This is a genomic window from Pseudomonas inefficax (assembly GCF_032164165.1).
Taxonomy (GTDB): Bacteria; Pseudomonadota; Gammaproteobacteria; order Pseudomonadales; family Pseudomonadaceae; genus Aquipseudomonas; species Aquipseudomonas inefficax.
The window spans coordinates 3522650-3543555 of sequence record NZ_CP134401.1; the positions used below are offsets into that span (position 1 = coordinate 3522650).

Annotated in this window: 16 protein-coding genes and 2 pseudogenes; 11 read left to right on the forward strand and 7 right to left on the reverse strand. The window is 64.4% G+C overall.

Annotation, left to right across the window (positions count from 1 at the left end; translation table 11 throughout):
* The first annotated feature begins 67 nt into the window (after nucleotides 1-67).
* Nucleotides 68-550, forward strand: coding sequence for a glutathione peroxidase (locus RIN61_RS15865; protein WP_112252015.1), 483 nt, complete (start codon nucleotides 68-70; stop codon nucleotides 548-550).
* Between the two features lie 129 nt (nucleotides 551-679).
* Here RIN61_RS15865 and RIN61_RS15870 read toward each other — a convergent pair whose 3' ends face one another.
* Nucleotides 680-1870, reverse strand: a complete 1191-nt coding sequence (locus RIN61_RS15870) for a glycosyltransferase family 4 protein (protein ID WP_207879405.1) — start codon at nucleotides 1868-1870, stop codon at nucleotides 680-682.
* 302 nt (nucleotides 1871-2172) lie between these two features.
* Between RIN61_RS15870 and RIN61_RS26815 the strand changes: the two are divergent.
* Nucleotides 2173-2766: pseudogene (locus tag RIN61_RS26815) on the forward strand (PAS domain-containing protein); the annotation flags it as partial.
* Between the two features lie 234 nt (nucleotides 2767-3000).
* Nucleotides 3001-3360, forward strand: a pseudogene (locus RIN61_RS26820) (methyl-accepting chemotaxis protein); the annotation flags it as partial.
* 171 nt (nucleotides 3361-3531) lie between these two features.
* Here RIN61_RS26820 and cysZ read toward each other — a convergent pair.
* The gene (gene cysZ, locus RIN61_RS15880) at nucleotides 3532-4260 is read right to left on the reverse strand and encodes a sulfate transporter CysZ (protein ID WP_112252018.1); all 729 of its coding nucleotides are present in this window, start codon (nucleotides 4258-4260) and stop codon (nucleotides 3532-3534) included.
* A 328-nt stretch (nucleotides 4261-4588) separates the two neighbouring features.
* Here cysZ and trxB point away from each other — a divergent pair, with 328 nt between their 5' ends.
* Nucleotides 4589-5551 (forward strand): thioredoxin-disulfide reductase, encoded by a 963-nt coding sequence (gene trxB / locus RIN61_RS15885; protein ID WP_025337720.1) that lies wholly within the window; start codon nucleotides 4589-4591, stop codon nucleotides 5549-5551.
* 161 nt (nucleotides 5552-5712) lie between these two features.
* On the opposite strand, the gene nadC is transcribed toward trxB, so the two are convergent.
* Entirely contained in the window at nucleotides 5713-6561 is an 849-nt protein-coding gene (gene nadC, locus RIN61_RS15890; protein ID WP_112252019.1) for a carboxylating nicotinate-nucleotide diphosphorylase, read from the reverse strand.
* A gap of 242 nt (nucleotides 6562-6803) precedes the next feature.
* Here nadC and RIN61_RS15895 point away from each other — a divergent pair, with 242 nt between their 5' ends.
* The 3 genes from RIN61_RS15895 to ampE all read left to right on the forward strand — a co-directional run bounded on the left by RIN61_RS15895 (nucleotide 6804) and on the right by ampE (nucleotide 10629).
* Nucleotides 6804-8951: a DUF1631 domain-containing protein gene (locus tag RIN61_RS15895; protein ID WP_207879407.1), complete on the forward strand. Its 2148-nt coding sequence runs from the start codon at nucleotides 6804-6806 to the stop codon at nucleotides 8949-8951.
* Nucleotides 8952-9229: 278 nt separating this feature from the next.
* The gene (gene ampD, locus RIN61_RS15900; RefSeq protein ID WP_313852796.1) at nucleotides 9230-9802 is read left to right on the forward strand and encodes a 1,6-anhydro-N-acetylmuramyl-L-alanine amidase AmpD; all 573 of its coding nucleotides are present in this window, start codon (nucleotides 9230-9232) and stop codon (nucleotides 9800-9802) included.
* Nucleotides 9799-10629 (forward strand): regulatory signaling modulator protein AmpE, encoded by an 831-nt coding sequence (ampE, locus tag RIN61_RS15905; RefSeq protein WP_313852798.1) that lies wholly within the window; start codon nucleotides 9799-9801, stop codon nucleotides 10627-10629. Before ampD ends, ampE begins: the two co-directional genes overlap by 4 nt.
* 154 nt (nucleotides 10630-10783) lie before the next feature.
* Here ampE and RIN61_RS15910 read toward each other — a convergent pair whose 3' ends face one another.
* Nucleotides 10784-11560 (reverse strand): TatD family hydrolase, encoded by a 777-nt coding sequence (locus tag RIN61_RS15910; protein ID WP_207879409.1) that lies wholly within the window; start codon nucleotides 11558-11560, stop codon nucleotides 10784-10786.
* A gap of 2 nt (nucleotides 11561-11562) precedes the next feature.
* Complete coding sequence (cra, locus tag RIN61_RS15915; protein ID WP_025337726.1) at nucleotides 11563-12558, reverse strand: catabolite repressor/activator; 996 nt, start codon at nucleotides 12556-12558, stop codon at nucleotides 11563-11565.
* 284 nt (nucleotides 12559-12842) lie between these two features.
* On the opposite strand from cra, the gene ptsP reads away from it, so the two are divergent.
* From ptsP to RIN61_RS15930, 3 genes are read left to right on the forward strand one after another with little or no spacing between them, the layout of a single operon-like run.
* On the forward strand, nucleotides 12843-15695 hold the full coding sequence (ptsP, locus tag RIN61_RS15920) for a phosphoenolpyruvate--protein phosphotransferase (protein WP_313852803.1): 2853 nt from the start codon (nucleotides 12843-12845) through the stop codon (nucleotides 15693-15695).
* Nucleotides 15696-16643 carry a 1-phosphofructokinase gene (pfkB, locus tag RIN61_RS15925; RefSeq protein ID WP_207879413.1) on the forward strand — a complete coding sequence of 316 codons (948 nt, stop codon included), beginning with the start codon at nucleotides 15696-15698 and terminating at the stop codon, nucleotides 16641-16643.
* Nucleotides 16640-18379, forward strand: a complete 1740-nt coding sequence (locus tag RIN61_RS15930) for a PTS fructose-like transporter subunit IIB (RefSeq protein ID WP_112252026.1) — start codon at nucleotides 16640-16642, stop codon at nucleotides 18377-18379. The genes pfkB and RIN61_RS15930 overlap by 4 nt, the downstream gene beginning before the upstream one ends.
* A 121-nt stretch (nucleotides 18380-18500) precedes the next feature.
* Here the strand turns inward: RIN61_RS15930 and RIN61_RS15935 are convergent, their stop codons facing one another.
* The gene (locus tag RIN61_RS15935; protein WP_112252043.1) at nucleotides 18501-18722 is read right to left on the reverse strand and encodes a DUF3820 family protein; all 222 of its coding nucleotides are present in this window, start codon (nucleotides 18720-18722) and stop codon (nucleotides 18501-18503) included.
* Nucleotides 18723-18924: 202 nt separating this feature from the next.
* On the opposite strand from RIN61_RS15935, the gene RIN61_RS15940 reads away from it, so the two are divergent.
* Entirely contained in the window at nucleotides 18925-19401 is a 477-nt protein-coding gene (locus RIN61_RS15940; RefSeq protein ID WP_112252027.1) for a ferritin-like domain-containing protein, read from the forward strand.
* On the opposite strand, the gene RIN61_RS15945 is transcribed toward RIN61_RS15940, so the two are convergent.
* Nucleotides 19398-20888, reverse strand: a complete 1491-nt coding sequence (locus tag RIN61_RS15945; RefSeq protein WP_313852809.1) for a diguanylate cyclase domain-containing protein — start codon at nucleotides 20886-20888, stop codon at nucleotides 19398-19400. The two genes, RIN61_RS15940 and RIN61_RS15945, sit on opposite strands and share 4 nt — an antisense overlap.
* Nucleotides 20889-20906: the final 18 nt, after the last annotated feature.

Consider the following 20906-nt stretch of genomic DNA (forward strand, 5'->3'; position numbering starts at 1 on the left):
GGACGAGCGCCTTTTTAGTGGGCGGAATTCGCCTGCGCGGCAACCGGGAACCTGAGAGGGATTCATCATGAGTGCATTTCACGACCTGAAACTGGACGCGTTGAACGGCGGGGAACTGCCCCTCTCGCCATTCAAGGGCCAAGTGGTGCTGGTGGTCAACGTTGCCTCCAAGTGTGGCCTCACGCCGCAATACAAGGCCCTGGAGAACCTCTACCAGGTATACAAGGACAAGGGCTTCAACGTGCTTGGTCTGCCGTGCAACCAGTTTGCCGGCCAGGAGCCTGGCAGCGAAAAGGAAATCCAGGAGTTCTGCAGCCTCAATTACGGGGTGAGCTTCCCGCTGGGTGCCAAGCTGGAGGTCAACGGGCCGCAGCGCCACTCGCTGTACCGCCTGCTGGCGGGTGAGGGGGCAGAGTTCCCGGGGGATATTACCTGGAACTTCGAGAAGTTCCTGGTGGGCAAGGATGGGCGGGTGCTGGCGCGCTTTTCGCCGCGCACTGCTCCGGATGATCCAGCGGTGGTGCAGGCTATCGAGAAGGCATTGGCCTGAGCGCCTGACGAGGTCCCCCTGTAGGAGCGGCCTTGTGTCGCGATCGGGCTGCAGAGCAGCCCCTCGATGTAGTGGCAATGCTGGCATCCGGGGGCCGCTTTGCGGCCCGATCGCGACACAAGGCCGCTCCTACACAGATCGCGTAGCACCCAGCCTCGAAGCTGATGAAGTCGCAGCCTGGTTCCGGGCTGCATGCAGATACCCCTCGAACTGCTCGACAATCGCCGGCCAGCCCTGGCGGCTGGCATGCTTTCGTGCATTCAGGCGCACCCGCCGTAACGTTTCTTCTTCCTCCAGCAACCAGCAGGCTGCATCGATGAACGCTGCCTGATCCCCCGGCATGGCCAGTGCGCCGCTATGACCATGGCGAAGGTGCTGCGCAGCGGCTGCCTCGTCATATGCGACCACTGCCAACCCCGAGGCCATGGCTTCGAGCACCACATTGCCAAAGGTTTCGGTCAGGCTCGGAAACAAGAACAGGTCACCGCTGGCGTAGTGTTCGGCCAGTACCTCGCCACGCTGGGCGCCACAGAACACGGCATCCGGTACCTGCTGTTCGAGGGTGGCACGCTGTGGGCCGTCCCCCACGATGACCAGGCGCATGCGTTTGTGCGGAAAAGTATTCTGCAGTGCCTGCAGGCTCGGACGCAGCAAGCCCAGGTTCTTTTCCGCCGCAAGCCGCCCGACATGCAGGACTGCGATGTCATCCGGCCCAAGCCCCCAGCTTTTTCGTAATGCGGGGCTGCGCCGGGCCGGGTTGAACAGGCAGGCATCGACCCCTCGGGCCAATAGCTCCAGGCGTTCGAAGCCACGGCGTTCAAGCTCCAGACGCTGGCTGAGGCTGGGTACCAGGGTGATCGCCGTGCGCCGATGGAACCAGCGCAGGTAGTGGGTGAGCAGGCGCGTCAGCAGGCCCAGCCCGTACTGGCCGGAGTACTGCGGGAAGTTGGTGTGGAAGCCGCTGACCACCGCTACCCCCAGGCGCCGGGCCGCGCGCAATGCGCTCAGCCCAAGCGGCCCCTCGGTGGCGATGTACAGCACGTCCGGGCGCTGCCGGCGCCAGCGACGCACCAGCTTGTGCATCGACACCTCGCCCCACTGCAAGCCCGGGTAACCAGGCAGTGGCCAGCCACGGCACAGCACCAGGTTCGGGTCGTTGTGCAGCGGTGCTTCACCGGCCTGGCGCGGGCGCACCACTTCGATCTCATGGCCGCGCTGGCGCAATCCTTCGCTGAGTCGGCCAAGGGTGTTGGCCACGCCGTTGATCTCGGGTGGGAAGGTTTCGCTGACCAGGGTAATGCGTAGGGCGGGTGTATTCATGACAAAAAGTGTCCGCCTGCTGGATTGCGCCGATGTGACTGAAATGTGACGTACAGATGACGCCTGATCGCCGACGCTTTTGGCCTTGTGAATTTTTCCTTGCAAGGGTGCTCAAGAGGGGGCACCGGCAGCCGATGAAGATGCATCAGACGATGCGCTCCAGGAGAGCGGTGATGTTCAACAACAAGCTCAAGCAAGAAATCCGGCAGTTGCGCGAAGACCTGATGTCCATCGAACAGGTCAAGAGTAGCCTCGACAGCGAGATGCTGGTGCTGCAACTCGATCCCCAGGGGCGGATCGAGATGGTCAACGGCAACTTCGAGAGCGAGATGCTCTACCGTGCCGAACAGTTGCTTGGGCGCAACATCGAGGACATCGTCCCCGCCCATGTGAAGACGCTGGATTTCTACCAGCGCATGAAAGGCGCAATCAGCCGCGGTGAACACCTGAACGGTGCATTCCGCCTGCTGCGCGGCAATGGCCAGGAGGCCTGGTTACGGTCCATCCTGCAGCCAGTCAAGAACAGTGAAGGGCGCATCAAGTATTTCACGCTGCACTCCAGCGACCTTACCCGCACCATCGAGACCTCCCGCGAGCACGAAAGCCTGATCAAGGCGCTGATGCGTTCCACCGCCGTGATCGAATTCGCCCTGGATGGCACCGTGCTCACCGCCAACGAACGCTTCCTGGCTACCCTTGGTTATCGCCTGGAGCAGATCCGTGGCAAGCATCACCGTATGTTCTGCGAGCCGGAGGAGGCCAACTCGGCCGGTTACCAGGCGTTCTGGGACAAGCTGCGCCGTGGCGAGTTCGTTGCCGAACGCTTCAAGCGTATCGATGCCCATGGCCGGGTGGTCTGGCTGGAGGCTTCGTACAACCCCATCTTCGATGCCCATGACGTGCTGTACAAGGTGGTCAAGTTCGCCACCGTCATCACCGACCAGGTCAACCAGGAGCTTGCGGTGGCCGAAGCGGCAGATGTCGCCTACAACACCTCGCTGGGTACCGATGCCAGCGCTCGCAAGGCCACCGATGTGGTCACCCAGAGTGTCAGCGTGATGCGCGGGCTGGAAGCTTCGATGCAAGAGGCGGCAGAGGGCATCCAGGCGCTGGATACCCAGTCGCGGGTGATCGGTTCGATCATCAAGACCATCAGCGACATTGCCGGGCAGACCAACCTGCTGGCGCTGAACGCGGCCATCGAAGCGGCCCGCGCCGGCGAGCAGGGGCGTGGGTTTGCCGTGGTTGCCGATGAAGTGCGCCAATTGGCCTCGCGTACCAGCACCGCCACCGAGGAAATCGCCCGGGTGGTGCAGCAGAACGAACAACTGGCCCAGGCGGCTGTGGCGATCATCGACACCAGCAAGCGTCAGGCCGAGCAGGGGCTGGCACTGGCGGACGAGACAGGGAACGTGATTGTCGAGATCCAGGACGGGGCGAAGCGGGTGGTGGATGTGGTGGGGCAGTTTTCCAGCCGATTGGGGCAGTAGGACCAAGACCAGACACAGTCTGCTTTTTTGTAGGAGCGGCCTTGTGTCGCGAAAGGGCCGCAGAGCGGCCCCAGGATTTCAGCATCAATGCACGAATTGCTGGGGCCGCTTTGCAGCCCTTTCGCGACACAAGGCCGCTCCCACAGGAGGCCGCGCAAGGTCCGATAGGGATCAGTTGCGCTCCCGCACCCAGAACAATGTGGCCCCGGCCACCGCCGCCGGCATCATCAGCACGTTCACCAGCGGAATCATCAACGCCAGGTAGGTAATGCCGCCAAAGCCCAGCGACTGCCAGCGCTTCTGGCGCAGCCAGGCGAGCATGTCCTGCCAGCTCATCTTGTTGTTGTCCGCCGGGTAGTCGATGTACTGGATAGCCATCATCCATACACCGAAGATCAGCCATAGCGGCGCCGCCACCACGTTGACCACCGGGATCAGCGACAGGATGAACAGGCCGATGGCCCGCGGCAGGAAGTAGCCCAGCTTGCGCATTTCACGGCCAAAGGTACGTGGCACCATGGCCATCAGTTCGCCCCAGCTGAACGCCGGGAAGTTGTCCTGGCCACGCACCACTACCTCGACCTTTTCCGCCAGAAAGCCATTGAACGGCGCGGCAATGATGTTGGCCACCAGGGTGAAGGTGAAGAACACCATCAGCACCACCAGGGCGACGAACAGCGGCCACAGGATGTAGGTGAGGAAGCTCAGCCAGCTCGGCAAGCTCGGCATAAGGGCGTCCACCCACAGGCTGAACTGATGCCCGGCGAAGTAGATCAGGCCGCCGAACAGCAGCAGGTTGACCGCCAGTGGCAGCAGCACGAACAAACGCAGGTTCGGGCTCAGCACCAGTTTCAGGCCTTCGCGCAGGTACTGGGGGCCAGAGAGTGCAGGGGCTTGCATCGAGAAACTCCGCAGAGAAGGGAAACGCGCTGACCTTACCGAGTTTGTCGCGCCGACGAAAGGCGGGCAGCGAGCGGGAAACGGGCTGTAACAAAAGCAGCAAGGCTTGGCTATCGATGAAATCGCTGAATAGACGATTGCTATGAGGTGGATTGTCGAAGGATATTTCCTTAATCTTTGCGACCTCGCTACAGTGCGCTCAACTTTCTGCTTTCCGGGCCTGCGCGTTGTAGCCTTCCCCAAGTGCTGCGTGGGTCCTTTTTAATTTCCAAGCTGGCGCAGCCGGTACACGATGCCGGCCCTGCGGCCCGCTCGACAGGAGTTCGACATGTCTGAAGTACGTCATTCGCGCGTCATCATTCTCGGTTCCGGCCCTGCCGGTTACAGCGCCGCGGTATACGCCGCCCGTGCCAACCTCAAGCCGCTGCTGATCACCGGCATGCAGGCTGGCGGCCAGCTGACCACCACCACCGAAGTCGACAACTGGCCGGGCGACCCCCACGGCCTGACCGGCCCGGCGCTGATGCAGCGCATGCAGGAACACGCCGAGCGTTTCGAAACCGAAATCGTCTTCGACCACATCAACGCCGTCGACCTGGCCAACAAGCCCTTCACCCTGCAGGGTGACAGCGGCAAGTACACCTGCGACGCGCTGATCATCGCTACTGGCGCCAGCGCCCGCTACCTGGGCCTGCCGTCGGAAGAAACCTTCATGGGCAAGGGTGTTTCGGCCTGCGCCACCTGCGACGGCTTCTTCTACCGCAACAAGCCGGTTGCCGTGGTGGGCGGCGGTAACACTGCAGTTGAAGAGGCGCTGTACCTGGCCAACATCGCCAGCAAGGTGACCCTGGTACACCGTCGCGATACCTTCCGCGCCGAGAAGATCCTGGTCGACAAGCTGCACGCCCGTGTGGCCGAAGGCAAGATCGAGCTCAAGCTCAACGCCACCCTGGACGAAGTGCTGGGTGACAACATGGGCGTGACCGGTGCGCGCCTGAAGAACAACGATGGCAGCAGCGACGAAATCAAGGTCGACGGCGTGTTCATCGCCATCGGCCACACCCCGAACACCTCGCTGTTCGAAGGCCAGCTGACCCTCAAGGACGGCTACCTGGTGGTCAACGGCGGCCGTGAAGGCAATGCCACCGCCACCAACGTCGAGGGCGTGTTCGCCGCCGGTGACGTGGCTGACCACGTTTACCGCCAGGCCATTACCTCGGCCGGTGCCGGCTGCATGGCGGCGCTGGATGTCGAGCGTTACCTGGACGGTTTGGCCAACGCTTCGTTCTGATTCTGAATCGCCGGGGCTGCTTTGCAGCCCATTCGCAGCACAAGGCTGCTCCTACAGGGCGTACGTAACCCTTTGTAGGAGCAGCCTTGTGCTGCGAATGGGGCGCAAAGCGCCCCCAAAAAACCGGCTCAATGGCCGGTTTTTTTGCGTCCACAATCAGCTTACAGACTCAACCGCATCGACAGGTCCACCGCCTTCACATCTTTGGTCATGGCACCAATCGAGATGTAGTCCACCCCAGTCTCGGCAATTACCCGCAAGGTCGCCTCGTTGACCCCGCCGCTGGCCTCCAGCTTGGCCTTGCCCGCAGTGATGCGCACTGCTTCGCGCATTTCTTCCAGGTTCAGCTCGTCGAGCATGATGATGTCGGCACCTGCAGCCAGTGCCTGGCGCAGCTCATCCAGGCTTTCCACTTCGATTTCCACCGGCTTGCCCGGCGCAATACGGTGCGCCGCCGCCACGGCCGCAGCCACGCCGCCGCTGGCGGCGATATGGTTTTCCTTGATCAGGAAAGCGTCGTACAGGCCGATGCGGTGGTTGTCGCAACCGCCACAGGTCACTGCATACTTCTGCGCCAGGCGCAGGCCCGGCAGGGTTTTGCGGGTGTCCAGCAGGCGCACCTGGGTGCCTTCCACCAGCTCGGCCAGGAAGCGCGCACGGGTGGCGACCCCCGACAGCATCTGCAGGAAGTTCAGTGCACTGCGCTCACCACTGAGCAGCGAACGCGCGGGGCCCTCCAGATGGAACAGCGGCTGGTTGGCCGTGGCGCGCTCGCCATCTGCCACCTGCCAGTGCACAGCCACGCGCGGGTCGAGTTGGCGGAACACGGCATCGACCCAGGCGGTGCCGGCGATCACGCAGTCTTCGCGGGTGATGATGGTCGCCTTGGCCAGGCGCTCGGCCGGGATCAGCTGCGCAGTGATATCGCCACTGCCGATGTCCTCCAACAGCGCGCGGCGCACGTTGGCTTCGATTTCAGCGGTCAGGTCGGCAAGGCGTAGGTTCGGCATGGTCGGCTCCACAAGCTAGATGCCGGCGATTATAGGGCAGGGGGCCGGTGTGTACAGTCGCCTTGGCGATGACCTTTGGTCGGCCGGTGTGAGCAAGCGGGGTAAATCAAGGTCATTAGCCAGCCAGTGAAACGGCGCTGGCAGCTGTGCGGGTTTTTACCGATAATGGTGACCAGTATTTGGCGTCATGACTTTGACGATCTTCAGCCCCCTCGGGCGAGACACCCTGCAAGGAGTACGGGATGCAAAAAGAAGGCAAGGTGGTGGCCTTGGCGGCAGCCATCGATCGAGGCGGGCGTGCGCCTCTGCCTTGCCTTCCGGTGTTGCTCCTGCAGGTGCGCGACAAGGCCGCCTTGCAGTTGCGTCAGGGCTTGCAGGGTTTGTTCGACAACGCCGACGACACCCTCTTCGAGATGGCCGACAAGGCCTTCGACCGCGCTGACCAGAACCTGTACTTCGAGGCCATGCGCGACCTGCGCCTGAAGCGCAAGAGTATCGAGCGCGGTTTTCTCGACACGTTCCATGATGCCTTTGCCCGTATCGGCCAGGTCGACCTGCTGGCGCACCTGGTCGAGCCCGGCAACCTGCGCAGCAAGGCCCAGGCGGAAAGGGCTGCCGCGATCGAAGGCATGGTCGCGCGGGTGCTGTCACGCGACGGCATCGCCCTGCAGCAACTGGGCCTGCGCTTGCAGGTACTGCTCGACCGCCCCCTGCAGGAGCAGCACAACCCGTTGGGGCCCGCAGCGCTGTGCAGTTACTTCCTCGACGCTGGCCGCAATCTGGGGGTTGGCCTGCGGGTCAAGCTGGTCCTGCTCAAACTGTTCGAGCGCTATGTATTGCGCGATGCCGACGTGATCTATGGTGAAGCCAACCAGTTGCTGGCCGCCGCTGGCGTGCTGCCCGAGTTGCCCTCGGCACCGCGCCGACGTGCCGAAGACCGGCGCATGAGTGCGCGACGTGGGCCGGCGAACCTGGGGCACGAGGTGGGCGCGGACGCGGCAGGGCAGGCTTTCTTTACCTCGTTGCAAACACTGCTGGCCCCGATGCGTGGGCAGTTCGCGCCTCGTTTGCAGGCGGTGGCCGCCGCCCAGCCAATCAGCACCGCCGACCTGTTGCGCCTGCTTTCGCACCTGCAGCATTACGTGCCCGCTACCCACGAGGTCGACGATTTCGAGCTTGGTCAGCAGCTTGAACAATTGCTGTTGCGGGTCAGCGTGCGCAGCGGCACACGACGGCGCATCGACGTGGCTGATGAGGACATGATCAACCTGGTTGGTCTGCTGTTCGCCTTCATCCAGGACGACGACAACCTGCCGGACAGCCTGCGTGCGCTGATCGGGCGTCTGCATATTCCGCTGCTGAAAGTGGCCCTGCTGGACAAGGGGCTGTTCAGTCGTGCCAGCCACCCGGCCCGCCGGCTGCTCAACGAGATTGCTGGTGCGACAATTGGTTGGGAATGTGGCGGCGACGGCATGCGCGACAGCCTGCATCTGCGGGTGGAGCGTATCGTCCAGCGCCTGCTCAATGATTTTGCCGAAGATGCCAGCCTGTTCGCTGAACTGCTGGAGGACTTCCTCGCTTTCAACCAGGACGAGCGGCGGCGCAACGAGCTACTTGAACAACGCACCCGCGACGCGGAAGAAGGGCGTGCCCGAACCCTGCAGGCCAGGCAGCAGGTGCAGCGCGTACTCAACCTGCGCCTGCGCGGCCGGTTATTGCCGCAGGTGGTGGTGCAGATGCTGGTGCAGGCCTGGAGCCAGGTACTGCTGCTGGCCTGGCTCAAGCAGGGTGAGGCATCCCAGGCCTGGCGGGACGCCTTGCAGACGATGGACACGCTGCTGGCCAGCATCACTCCACCGCATGAGCCGCATGCCTTGCTGCAGCAGGTGCCGGGCTTGCTCAAGGCACTGCGCGATGGCCTGGCCAGCGTGGCCCTGGACTCGGCAGCGACGCGCGAATTCTTCCTGCAACTGGAGCAGTTGCACCTGCGTGCCTGCGCAGGTGAATCGATGCAACCCGGTGGTGAGGGCCATCCTCTGAGCGAGGTGTTTGTGGCCGAGGACATCGTCCTGGCGATTGCCGAAGAACCCGCTTGTGCCCCGTTGCAGTTTGCCGACGGGCAGGCTGCGGCCGTGCGCCAGGTGCAGCGCCTGCGTATCGGTACCTGGGTCGAGGTGCTGGATGAGGACGAACCGCTGCGCTGCAAACTGGTGGCGCGCATCGACAGCAGCGACCGGCTGGTATTCGCCAACCGCACCGGCATGAAAGTGCGCGAATGGAACGGTGCCAGCCTGGCCCTGGCACTGCACCGGGGCGATGTGCGGGTGCTGGATGACGGGCTGTTGTTCGAGCGGGCGCTGGAGGCGGTGCTCGACAGTTTGCGCCGTTAGCAGCAACTGTCCTGGGCAAAGCCTGCAAGTTGGCACGGTCGGCAGGCAGTTCGCTTACCCTGTGGGAGCGGGTTCACCCGCGAAGAATCCAGCGCGGTGCTTGGCACCGGCTGCGCCGGTGTTCGCGGGTGAACCCGCTCCCACAGAGACCCTGCTCAATTAATGATTTTTGTGCAGCTCTATGAGAGCGCCGCCGGGATTACAATCATTCACATGCAAACGGCATTGTCCACAGGGCATACTGATGCTCTGTTCACGGCGTTTTCAGGATCTGCCCCATGCAATTGGACCGTGCTACTGGCTGGTTCCACGGAATCGGAATCACCCACTGCCCCTCGCCGAACTTCAATGCCCGCCCCGAAGGCGAATCGATTTCCCTGCTGGTGATCCACAACATCAGCCTGCCGCCTGCCTGCTTCGGCACCGGCAAGGTCCAGCAGTTCTTCCAGAACCGCCTGGACCCCAATGAACATCCATATTTCGCCAGCATCAACCACCTGACCGTGTCGGCACACCTGTTCGTCGAGCGTGATGGTGCGGTGACCCAGTTCGTGTCGTTGCGCGACCGCGCCTGGCATGCCGGTGTGTCGTGCTTCGACGGGCGTGAGGGCTGTAACGATTTCTCCATCGGTATCGAACTGGAAGGCACCGACGACCTGCCCTATACCGATGCTCAGTATGCGGTGCTGGCGCAACTTACCTGGCACATCCGTAGTGCCTGGCCAGCCATCGACCTGGGCCGCATCCAGGGCCATAGCGACATTGCCCCGCAGCGCAAGACCGACCCCGGCCCGACCTTCGACTGGCCGCGCTACCGACAGGCGCTGCAGCAAAACGAGGACAAGGCATGAGTTTTCTGGTGTTGTTGCTGGCGCTGTGGGTCGAGAAGTTCTCGGCCTTGCGCCATCAAGTGCAGCGCGACGGGTTTTTCCTTGGCGAACTGGTGCGCCTGGAGCGCAGCGGCAAGGTGCACCCCTGGTGGACGCTGGCCATCCTGGTATTTGCACCGGTAGTGCTGCTGGTATTGCTGCTGCATGTGCTGGACCCGGTGGCGTATGGCTTGCTGGCGTTGCCGGTGCACCTGCTGGTGCTGATCTACAGCCTGGGCCGCGGCGATGCCAAAGCATCGTTGGGGCCATTCCGCGATGCCTGGCGGCGTGGTGATGACCAAGCCGCGCTGCACGTGGCCGAGCGTGACTTGGGGCTGGTTGCCGACGAGCCGCACAGCCTGTTGGTGCGGGTACAGGGCAACTTGCTGTGGCAGGTGTACCAGGGCTTTTTCGCGGTGATCTTCTGGTACTTCGTGCTGGGTCCGGGTGCAGCCCTGGCCTATCGCCTGCTGGCGCTGTGTGGCGAACACAGCAAGCAACTGACGTTGAAGGCCCGTGCCGAGCAGCTGAGGCACATCATGGACTGGCTGCCTGTACGGGTGCTGGCCTTGAGTTTTGCCCTGGTAGGCAACTTCCTCGCGGTTACCCGGGTAATGCTGCACGAAGTGCTCAACTGGCACATCAGCGCCGCACACCTGGTGGCGCGGGTCGGGCGCATTGCCGATGATATTCCCGAGGAAGAAGACAGCCAGCGCGGGCTGGGCCGGCTGGACAGCCTGTGGGAGTTGCTGCTGCGCTGTGCGGTGCTGTGGTATGCCGGGTTTGCGCTGTGGACGGTGCTGGTCTGATCTGAAGCCGGGCGCATACCTCTGTAGGAGCGGCCTTGTGTCGCGATGGGCTGCGCAGCAGCCCCCAGGCTGTCAGCTTCGCCGCATGAATTGCCGGGGCCGCTTTGCGGCCCTTTCGCGACACAAGGCCGCTCCTACAGCGACCGCGCGAGGTCTACCATCTGAACAACTCACAAGCATTGCGGGTGCTGGCTTCAGCCAGCTCCGTAACCTCTACGCCCATAACCTCTGCCAACGCCCCGGCAATTTCCGGCAGGTGCTCCGGGCTGTTCCTAACCCCCGGGTACATCACCGGCGCCATGTCCGGCGCATCGGTCTCCAGTACCACGCTGTCCAGCGGCAACCGCGCCAGGGTCTTGCGCAGTCGTAAGGCCTGCGGCCAGGTACCCGCGCCGCCGAGCCCAAGCCGGAAGCCCAGCTTGATGTACTCGCGGGCCTCTTCATAACTGCCGGCAAATGCGTGAATCACCCCCGCCCGCGCCGGCTTGTAGCGCTTGAGCGTGGCGATCACCTGGGCATGGCTGCGGCGTACGTGCAGCAGGGCGGGCAGTTCGAAGTCGCAAGCCATCTGCAGTTGCGCTTCGAACAGCTTCTGCTGGCGGGCCTTGTCCAGGTCTTCGAGGTAATAGTCCAGGCCAAACTCGCCCACGGCACATAGCCGTGGGTCGCCGTGCAGGCGCTCCAGCCACTCGCGCAGCTGCGCCAGGTGCTCCGGGCGATGCTGGTCAAGGTAGATCGGGTGCAGGCCGAGCGCGGCGAACAGGCGCTGGTCGGCACAGGCCAGGTCCCACACCCGCTGGAAATTCGCCTGGTACACCCCCAGCACCACCATCCGCTCAACCCCGCGCGCCGCCGCGTTGGCCAGCAAGCGCGGGCGGTCGGCGTCGAAGTCGGGGAAATCCAGGTGGGTGTGGGTGTCGATCAGGCGCATGTTCAGGCCGCTGTAATGCGTTGCTTGAAGGTTCGACCGACGGCATGCACGCCAGGTTCGTAGCGTTTGTCCTCGATCGCGGCCAGTGCCAGTTCCAGCGCGGTGGCGGCAATCAGGCCATGCTGCTGGGCCATGGCATTGACCGGCAGCGGCAGGAAGTCGAGCAACTGGTTGTCGCCAAAGGTACCCAGCTGCAGCTGGCGCGAGTCGGCAGGGCGCGCCTGCAGGGTGTCGAACACCCCTTGCAGCAGCACGTAGGAGGTGGTCACCAAGGCATCCGGCAGGCCACCAAGGTCGTCGATCAGTTGCTGCATCAGGCGCTGGCCGCACTCACGGCTGAATGCTTCGCCCTGATAGCGGCGAACCTCGCCGGCATAGCCTTGCAGGGCTTCGTCGAAGCCGCCGGCACGTGCCTGGCTGACTGACAGCTCGGGGCGTGCGCCGATCAGTGCGATACTGCGCGGGGCGGCGCTCAGCAGGCTGGCGGCCAGTTGGCGGCTGGCATCGCGGTCGTCGCTGATCACCGAGCAGAAGTGCGCAGGGTCCAGGCGGCGGTCGATGGCGATTACTGGCAGGCCTTTGTCCTGCAGTTCGCGGTAGCTGTCGTCTTCCGGCGGCAGGCAGCTGGCAACGAACAGTGCGTCGCAACGGCGGGCGCGGAACAGCTGCTGCAACTGGCGCTCGCTGTCGGGCTGGTCGTCGCTGCTGGCGATCAGCAATTGGTAGCCGCGGGCGCGGGCACCTTGCTCGAGCTGCTTGGCGATGCGGGCGTAGCTGGGGTTCTCCAGATCCGGGAGAATGAAGCCCAGGGTGCGGGTATGCCGGCTGCGCAGGCCAGCGGCCTGCGGGTTGGGGGTGAAGCCGTGGGCCTCGACCACCGCGCGTACCCGCTCGACAGTACTGTTGCTGATGCGCTGCTGTTCGGCCTTGCCATTGATGACGTAGCTGGCAGTGGTCACGGACACACCGGCCAGACGGGCGATATCGCTGAGTTTCACCGAATTTTCCTTGTTATTACCGGGGCTGGCTGTGAGCCCTGACCGGGTAGTTTGACCCGGCGAGGGCGCCACGCGCAGACGACCATTGTCGCAATTGTCCGACAGGATGGGGCTTTTTCCTCGGCAGATTATCGAGTAACGTGGCCGTCTGGTCAGATTAATCGTTTCAGCTGCCGAATTTTCTGCCTCGGCTGCCATCCGTGCAAGGCTGTTGAACTGGCCGTTCAAGTGAATTTCACAACAATACTCCAGTACCCGACCGGGAACTGCAAAAGGAGAAGGTCATGCTCGAGCTCGCCAAGGAGCAGATAGCCATGGGCCAGAAGGCCGCCGACAAGGCCGAGGCGTTGCGCCTGCTGGCCGACCGGCTGGTCGCTGACGGCCTGGTCGCCGAGGGGTACCTGCAAGGGCTGCAGGCCCGAGAGGCACAAGGCTCCACCTTCCTTGGGCAGGGCATCGCCATCCCCCATGGCACGCCGCAGACCCGCGACCTGGTGTACGCCACCGGCGTACGCCTGTTGCAGTTTCCCGAGGGTGTGGACTGGGGCGATGGCCAGATGGTCTACCTTGCCATCGGCATCGCCGCCCGTTCGGACGAACACCTGCGCCTGTTGCAACTGCTGACCCGCGCCCTGGGCGAGACCGACCTGGCGGAGGCATTGCGCCGCGCCGGTTCCGCCGAGGCGTTGCTGAAACTGTTGCAGGGCGCGCCGCAGGAACTGGCGCTGGATGCACAGCTGGTCGGCCTGAACCTGGCGGCCGAAGACTTCGACGAACTGGCCTGGCGCGGCGCCCGCCTGTTGCAGCGCGCCGACTGCGTCGACAGCGGTTTTGCCGCCGTGCTGCAGCAGGCCGAGCCGCTGCCGCTGGGCGAGGGCCTGTGGTGGCTGCACAGCGAGCGTCAGGTGCGCCAGCCGGGCCTGGCCTTCATCACCCCGCAGCAGCCGCTGCGTTACCGCGACCAGCCGCTCAACGGCCTGTTCTGCCTGGCCAGCCTCGGTGCAGCCCACCAGGCCTTGCTCGAGCGCCTGTGCGAAGTGCTGATCGAAGGCCGCGGGCAGATGCTCTACCAGGCCACCAGCAGCCGCGCGGTACTGGAAGTGCTCGGCGGTGAAGCGCCGGCGGACTGGCCCAGTGCGCGCGTGGTGCTGGCCAACCCGCATGGTTTGCATGCCCGCCCGGCAAAGGTATTGGCGCAACTGGCCAAAGGTTTCGAGGGGGAAATCCGTGTACGCCTGGTCGACAGCGCGCAGCCGGCGGTGTCGGCAAAGAGCCTGAGCAAGCTGCTCAGTCTCGGCGCCCGGCGTGGCCAGGCGCTGGAACTGGTGGCTGAGCCAGGCATCGCCGCCGATGCCTTGCCGGTGCTGCTGGCCGCCATCGAAGACGGCCTGGGCGAAGAGGTGGAGCCACTGCCGCAGACCGTGGCGACCGTAGCCGGCGAAGTGGTCGAGGTGCTGCAAGCGCCCGAAGCCGGTAGCCGCATCCAGGGCGTAGGTGCGGCGCCGGGTATTGCCAGTGGCCCGGCGCATGTGTGTGTCGAGCGTGAATTCGACTACCCCCTGCGCGGCGAGTCCTGCGCCCAGGAGCGGCAGAAGCTGCGTGAAGCCGTGGCGACCGTGAATGGCGAGCTGCAGGCCTTGATCCAGCGTAGCGACAAGGCCATTGGCGAAATTTTCATCACCCATCAGGAAATGCTCGCCGACCCGGCCCTTACCGACGATGTCGAGCAGCGCCTGGGCCAGGGCGAAAGCGCTGCGGCAGCGTGGATGGCAGTGATCGAGGCGGCGGCGCGCCAGCAGGAGTCGCTGCACGATGCCTTGCTCGCTGAGCGTGCTGCCGACCTGCGGGACATCGGCCGCCGCGTGCTGGCGCAGTTGTGTGGCGTGCCGGCCCAGACTGAACCCGAACAACCCTACGTGCTGGTGATGACCGAAGTCGGCCCGTCCGATGTCGCCCGGCTGGACCCGAGCCGCGTCGCCGGTATCGTCACCGCCCAGGGTGGCGCCACCGCCCACAGCGCCATCGTAGCCCGTGCCCTGGGCATCCCGGCGGTAGTGGGCGCGGGCGCGTCGATACTGCTGTTGGACAGTGGCACGCCGTTGCTGCTCGATGGCCAGCGTGGCGTGGTCAGCGTGGCGCCGCCGGCGGATGAACTGCAACGGGCCCTGACCGAGCGCGACCTGCGCGAGCAACGCTTGCAGGCTGCCTGGGCCAACCGCTTCGAGCCGGCGGTTACCCGCGATGGTCATGCTGTCGAGGTGTTCGCCAATATCGGCGAGAGCAACGGCATCGCCAAGGTAGTGGAGCAGGGCGCCGAAGGCGTGGGCCTGCTGCGCACCGAGCTGATTTTCATGGCCCACACCCAGGCCCCGGATGTGGCGACCCAGGAAGCCGAGTATCGCCGCGTGCTCGATGGCCTCGACGGGCGCCCGCTGGTGGTGCGCACCCTTGATGTCGGCGGTGACAAACCGCTGCCGTACTGGCCGATCGCTGCCGAAGAAAACCCGTTCCTCGGCGTGCGCGGCGTACGCCTGACCCTGCAGCGCCCGCAGGTTATGGAAGACCAGCTGCGCGCCTTGCTGCGTGCTGCCGACCAGCGCCCGCTGCGGATCATGTTCCCGATGGTCGGGCAGGTGCATGAGTGGCGCGAGGCGCGTGCCATGGTCGAGCGCCTGCGCGCCGAGATTCCGGTAGCCGACCTGCAGCTGGGCATCATGGTCGAAGTGCCTTCGGCAGCGCTGCTGGCACCGCAACTGGCGCGCGAAGTGGACTTCTTCAGCATCGGCACCAACGACCTTACCCAGTACACCCTGGCTATCGACCGTGGCCACCCCAGCCTCTCGGCCCAGGCCGACGGCCTGCATCCGGCGGTGCTCAGCCTGATCGACATGACCGTGCGCGCCGCCCATGCCCATGGTAAGTGGGTGGGCGTGTGCGGCGAGCTGGCGGCCGACCCGCAGGCGGTCGCCGTGCTGCTGGGCCTGGACGTGGACGAACTCAGCGTCGCCGCGCGCAGCATTGCCGAAGTCAAGGCCCTGGTTCGCCAGGCCGATTACCAGACGGCCCGCGCCCTGGCGCACGAGGCCCTGCAACAGGACAGCGCCGCAGCGGTTCGCGCGCTGGTGGAGCGTTACTGAATGGCCAAGATCCTCACCCTCACCCTGAACCCGGCGCTGGATATCACCATCGGCCTGGATACCCTGCGCCCCGGGCAGGTCAACCGCAGCCAGGAACAGCACAGCCACGCCGCGGGCAAAGGGTTGAACGTTGCCCAGGTACTTGCCGACCTGGGGCACAGCGTCACTGTTGGCGGCTTTCTCGGGCGTGACAACCTGCAGCCCTTCGAGGCGTTGATCGGCTGGCGCGGTTTCGTCGACTGCTTTGTCCGCGTGCCGGGCGAAACCCGCAGCAACATCAAGCTGGTCGAGGCCGATGGCCGTGTCACCGACATCAACGGCCAAGGCCCGGAAGTCGACGAAGCGGCGCGCAGTGCGTTGCTGCGCCGCCTGGCGCAGATTGCCCCGGGCCATGATGCGGTGGTGGTGGCTGGTAGCCTGCCGCGCGGGATCAGTGCCGACTGGTTCCGCCAGTTGCTCGAACAGCTCAAGGCGCAAGGCCTCAAGGTGGCCCTGGACAGCAGCGGCGAAGCCCTGCGTGTCGGCCTGCAGAGCTCGCCCTGGCTGGTCAAGCCCAATACCGAAGAGCTGGGCGAGGTGCTCGGCCTGGCTGTGGATAACCCGGCGCAGCAGCGCGCAGCTGCCGAGCGCCTGCTGGCCAGTGGCGTAGAACACGTGGTGGTGTCGGCGGGCGAACGGGGCGTGAGCTGGTTTACCCATGACCATGCCGTACATGCTTGCCCACCCAAGGTGCAGGTTGCCAGCACGGTGGGCGCAGGTGATTCGCTGGTGGCCGGCATGGTCCACGGCCTGCTGCTGGGTGAAGCCCCGGCGCAGACCTTGACCCGGGCCACCGCGATCGCTGCTCAGGCCGTTACCCAGGTTGGGTTCGGCATCCGCGACCGCGAACAATTGGCGCGTCTGGAAGCCGCCGTGCAACTGACAGAACAACAAGAGGGTTGCCGATGAACATTGCCATTGTCACTGCCTGCCCCAACGGCCAGGTGTCGAGTGTGCTGAGCGCGCGTTTGCTGTCTGCCGCTGCCCAGCGGCGGGGCTGGAGTACCAGCGTCGAAGTGCAGGATGCCGGCCACCCCGAGCGGCAACTGAGCGCCGCGCAGATCGCCGAAGCCGACTGGGTGCTGGTGGTCAGCACCGGCCCGGTGGACCTGGCCCGTTTCGTCGGCAAGCGCGTGTACCAGAGCACGCCGTCCCAGGCTTTGGCCGACCGCGAAGGCTTCCTCGATGAGGCGGCTTCCAACGCCCGGCTGCTGGCCACGGTGCCAGGCCTTCCGGCCGAAGCTGGCAGCGCTGGCGCACGCATCGTCGCCGTCACGGCTTGCCCGACTGGCGTCGCGCATACATTCATGGCTGCGGAAGCTTTACAGCAGGCCGCGCAGCAGCTGGGCTACCAGCTCACCGTCGAAACCCAGGGCTCGGTCGGTGCGCGCAACCCCTTGTCTGCCGAAGCCATCGCCGCAGCCGATGTAGTGCTACTGGCTGCCGACATCGAAGTGCCCACCGCGCGTTTCGCCGGCAAGCGCATCTACCGTTGTGGCACCGGTATCGCCCTCAAGCAGGCCCGTGCCACCCTCGACAAGGCCCTGGCTGAGGCCAAGGTGGAAAACAGCGGCGATGCCGCAGCGGCGAGCACGCCAGCGAAGGGCGAGAAGACCGGGGTATACAAGCACCTGCTCACCGGTGTGTCGTTCATGCTGCCGATGGTGGTGGCTGGCGGCCTGCTGATTGCCCTGTCGTTCGTGTTCGGTATCGAGGCTTATAAAGAAGCGGGCACCTTGCCGGCCGCATTGATGCAGATCGGCGGCGAGGCTGCGTTCAAGCTGATGGTGCCACTGCTGGCGGGCTATATCGCCTGGTCCATCGCCGACCGCCCGGGGCTGGCGCCCGGCATGATCGGCGGTCTGCTGGCCAGCACCCTGGGCGCCGGATTCATCGGTGGTATCGTCGCCGGTTTCCTCGCCGGTTACAGTGCCAAGGCCATTGCCCGCTGGGCGCGCCTGCCCAGCAGCCTGGAGGCACTCAAGCCGATCCTGATCATTCCGCTGCTGGCCAGCCTGTTCACCGGCCTGGTGATGATCTACGTGGTCGGCCAGCCAGTGGCGGCGATGCTGGAAGGCCTCACGCATTTTCTCGACAGCATGGGCACCACCAATGCAATCCTGCTGGGCCTGTTGCTGGGCGGCATGATGTGCGTCGACCTGGGCGGGCCGATCAACAAGGCTGCCTATGCCTTCTCGGTGGGGCTGTTGGCCTCGTCGAGCTATGCGCCGATGGCGGCGACCATGGCAGCCGGCATGGTGCCGCCGATTGGCCTGGGTATTGCCAGCTTCCTGGCCCGGCGCAAGTTCGCCCAGAGCGAGCGTGAAGCGGGCAAGGCGGCCCTGGCGCTGGGGCTGTGCTTCATTTCCGAAGGGGCAATCCCGTTTGCTGCCAAGGACCCGCTGCGGGTAATCCCGGCCAGCGTGGCCGGCGGGGCATTGACCGGTGCATTGTCGATGTACTTCGGCTGCAAGCTGATGGCGCCGCATGGTGGCCTGTTCGTGCTGCTGATCCCCAATGCGATCAACCATGCACTGTTGTACCTGTTGGCGATCGTGGCGGGCAGCCTGCTGACGGCGGTGGTGTATGCGGTGATCAAGAAGAGCGAGCGGGTGGAGCTGGCGGTGGCACCGGTGAAGGGTTAGGGATTTCAGCTGGCTTTATTGGCCTCTTCGCGGGTGAACCCGCTCCCACAGGTACTGCACAATTTTCAAGCTTGCAGAGAACCTGTGGGAGCGGGTTTACCCGCGAAGGGGCCAGTCCAGGCTAGCGCCGATGCTTCTGCCGCAACGGCACAAGCAGATCGCCCAGCCCGTTGTGATCGACCTCATGCATCAGCGCCAGCAACCCACCCAATTCCCCCGCCGGGAAACCCTTGCGCGCAAACCAGGCCAGGTAATCCCCCGGCAGGTCGGCAACGATTCGTCCCTGGTACTTGCCAAACGGCATGGTACGGGTGACCAGCAGTTCGAGGGTTTCCGGCTTCATCATCGGCGCACCTGGCTGTTGAAAGCGCCGACCATACTGCAATCTGCACGAAGGCCCAAGCGGCAATCATGCAGAACGCCCTGTTCCAGCTTTAGTCCTGTATTTCTATCTTATTGATTTTAAAAGATTTCATGGGCGAGCCTCGCTTGGCATGAACGCTGCTCTCTTACAGATGACTATCACCTGCCAAGGAGTTTGTGCCATGAGCAATCCCAACAAAGATGTGATCGACGTGCTCAACGACCTGATCGAGTACAGCAAGGATGGCGAGAAAGGCTTCAAGGCCTCGGCCGATGATGTGAAAAACCCCGAACTGAAAGCGTTCTTCGTTCAGCGTGCCGGTGAGTGTGCCAATGCAGCCGGCGAGCTGCAGAGCGAGGTGCGTCGCCTGGGTGGCGACCCGGAAACCTCCACCAGCATCAGCGGTGACCTGCATCGGGGTTGGGTCAACCTCAAGGCGATGGTCACCGGCAAGGATGAGGAAGCGGTGCTGAACGAGGTGGAGCGAGGCGAGGACCACGCCCTCAAGGCCTACAAGGAAGCCCGCGAGAAACTGGTGAAGCTGGGCCGCACCGCCAGCGACCAGACCTACACCCTGGTGGAAAAACAGCTGCAAGGTGTGCAGCGCAACCATGATCAGGTCAGGGCCTTGCGCAACGCCGCGCACGCTCGCAGCTAGTCGGCCGGCCCCTCTACCCGGTTGCGGCCTTTGGCCTTGGCCCGGTAGAGCGCTTCATCCGCAGCACCCAGCACCTTCGCCAGATCGTGCTGGGTGCCTGACAGGCCGATGCCGATGCTGACCGTGACCGAGTGGGCATCATCGGCGAACGGTGCCAGCGCTTCGACACTGCTACGAATGCGCTCGGCAAGCATTTGCGCACCGCTCAGATCGGTTTCCGGCAGCACTACCTGAAATTCCTCACCCCCATAACGCGCTGCCACATCGGCCGGGCGGCGGATGCATGCCTCGATGGTCTTGGCCACTTCGCGCAGGGCATGGTCGCCACCGGCATGGCCATGGCGCTGGTTGAACGCCCTGAAATGGTCCACATCCACCATCAGCACTGCCAACGGCTTGCGGTTGCGCTGGGCACGAGCCCATTCCTGTCGTAGTACCTGGTCCAGGCGTCGGCGGTTGGCCAGCCCGGTCAGGCTGTCGGTGGCGGCCAGCGTCGCAAGGCCCTGTTCGGCCTCCTGGCGGCGACGCAATTCGCGGCCCAGCAGCAGGGTCAGCCAGAGGATGCCCACACATAGTCCACCGGTGGCAACGCTGACCAGGATCGCAGTACGCCGCCAGGATTCGAATACATCTTCGGCCGAATGCACGACCAGTACGATCAGTGGCAACTGCGCGACCCGGGCGAAGGTGTACATGCGCGGTTTGCCGTTGCTGCTGGAGCGGGCGGTAAAGCTGCCGCTCTGCTCGCTGAGAATACGTTTGAAATTGGGCCGCTCGGCATAGTTGCTGCCGATTTGCGAGTCTTGCGTACGGCTGGGCTGGCGAGCCAGCAGTTGGCCATCGGTGTTGAGCAGGTTGATGCTGCTGTCTTCGCCGATATCCAGGCGCTGGAACAGTTCACTGAAGTACGACAGGCGCAGCGCGCCCGCTGCCAGGCCGGCGAACTCGCCTTTGGCGTCGGAGATACGCCGGCTGAAACTGATGCACCAGTCCAGGTCGCCGAGCCTGGCCTTGAACGGCGGGCCCACCAGCAGGCCGAGGTTGGCGTTGTGCAGGTGCGCCTGGAAAACCCCGGTGTTGGCGAAGTTGGCCTTGCGTGGCACGCTGCTGGTGGAATCGCCCACCACGTTGCCTTGCTTGTCCAGCCATAGCACGTCACCGCGCTTGCGGTCGACGAAGGCTTCATTGAATAGCAGGCGTTGGCGCACCGGGCCGGGGATCTCCGGCAGCTCCTTGCGCCCGACCGCCCAGATCAGGCCCTGCAGCGACTGGTCGTAGAGTTCGACGTTGCGCAGGATGTCGCTTTCGATCAACTGGACGATATTGTTGGACGAGCGGATCGCCGACACCTCGACATTGTCGCGCTCGCGCGCCAGCAGGTAGCTGACGATGGCCACGATGGCGAGCACGGCAAGGCAACTGCCCAGGTTGAGGATCAGCTCGGGGTGCGACCTGTAGAGTGCGAAACGCGGAGATCGGGGGGGCATGCTCGCTACTGCGTGGGC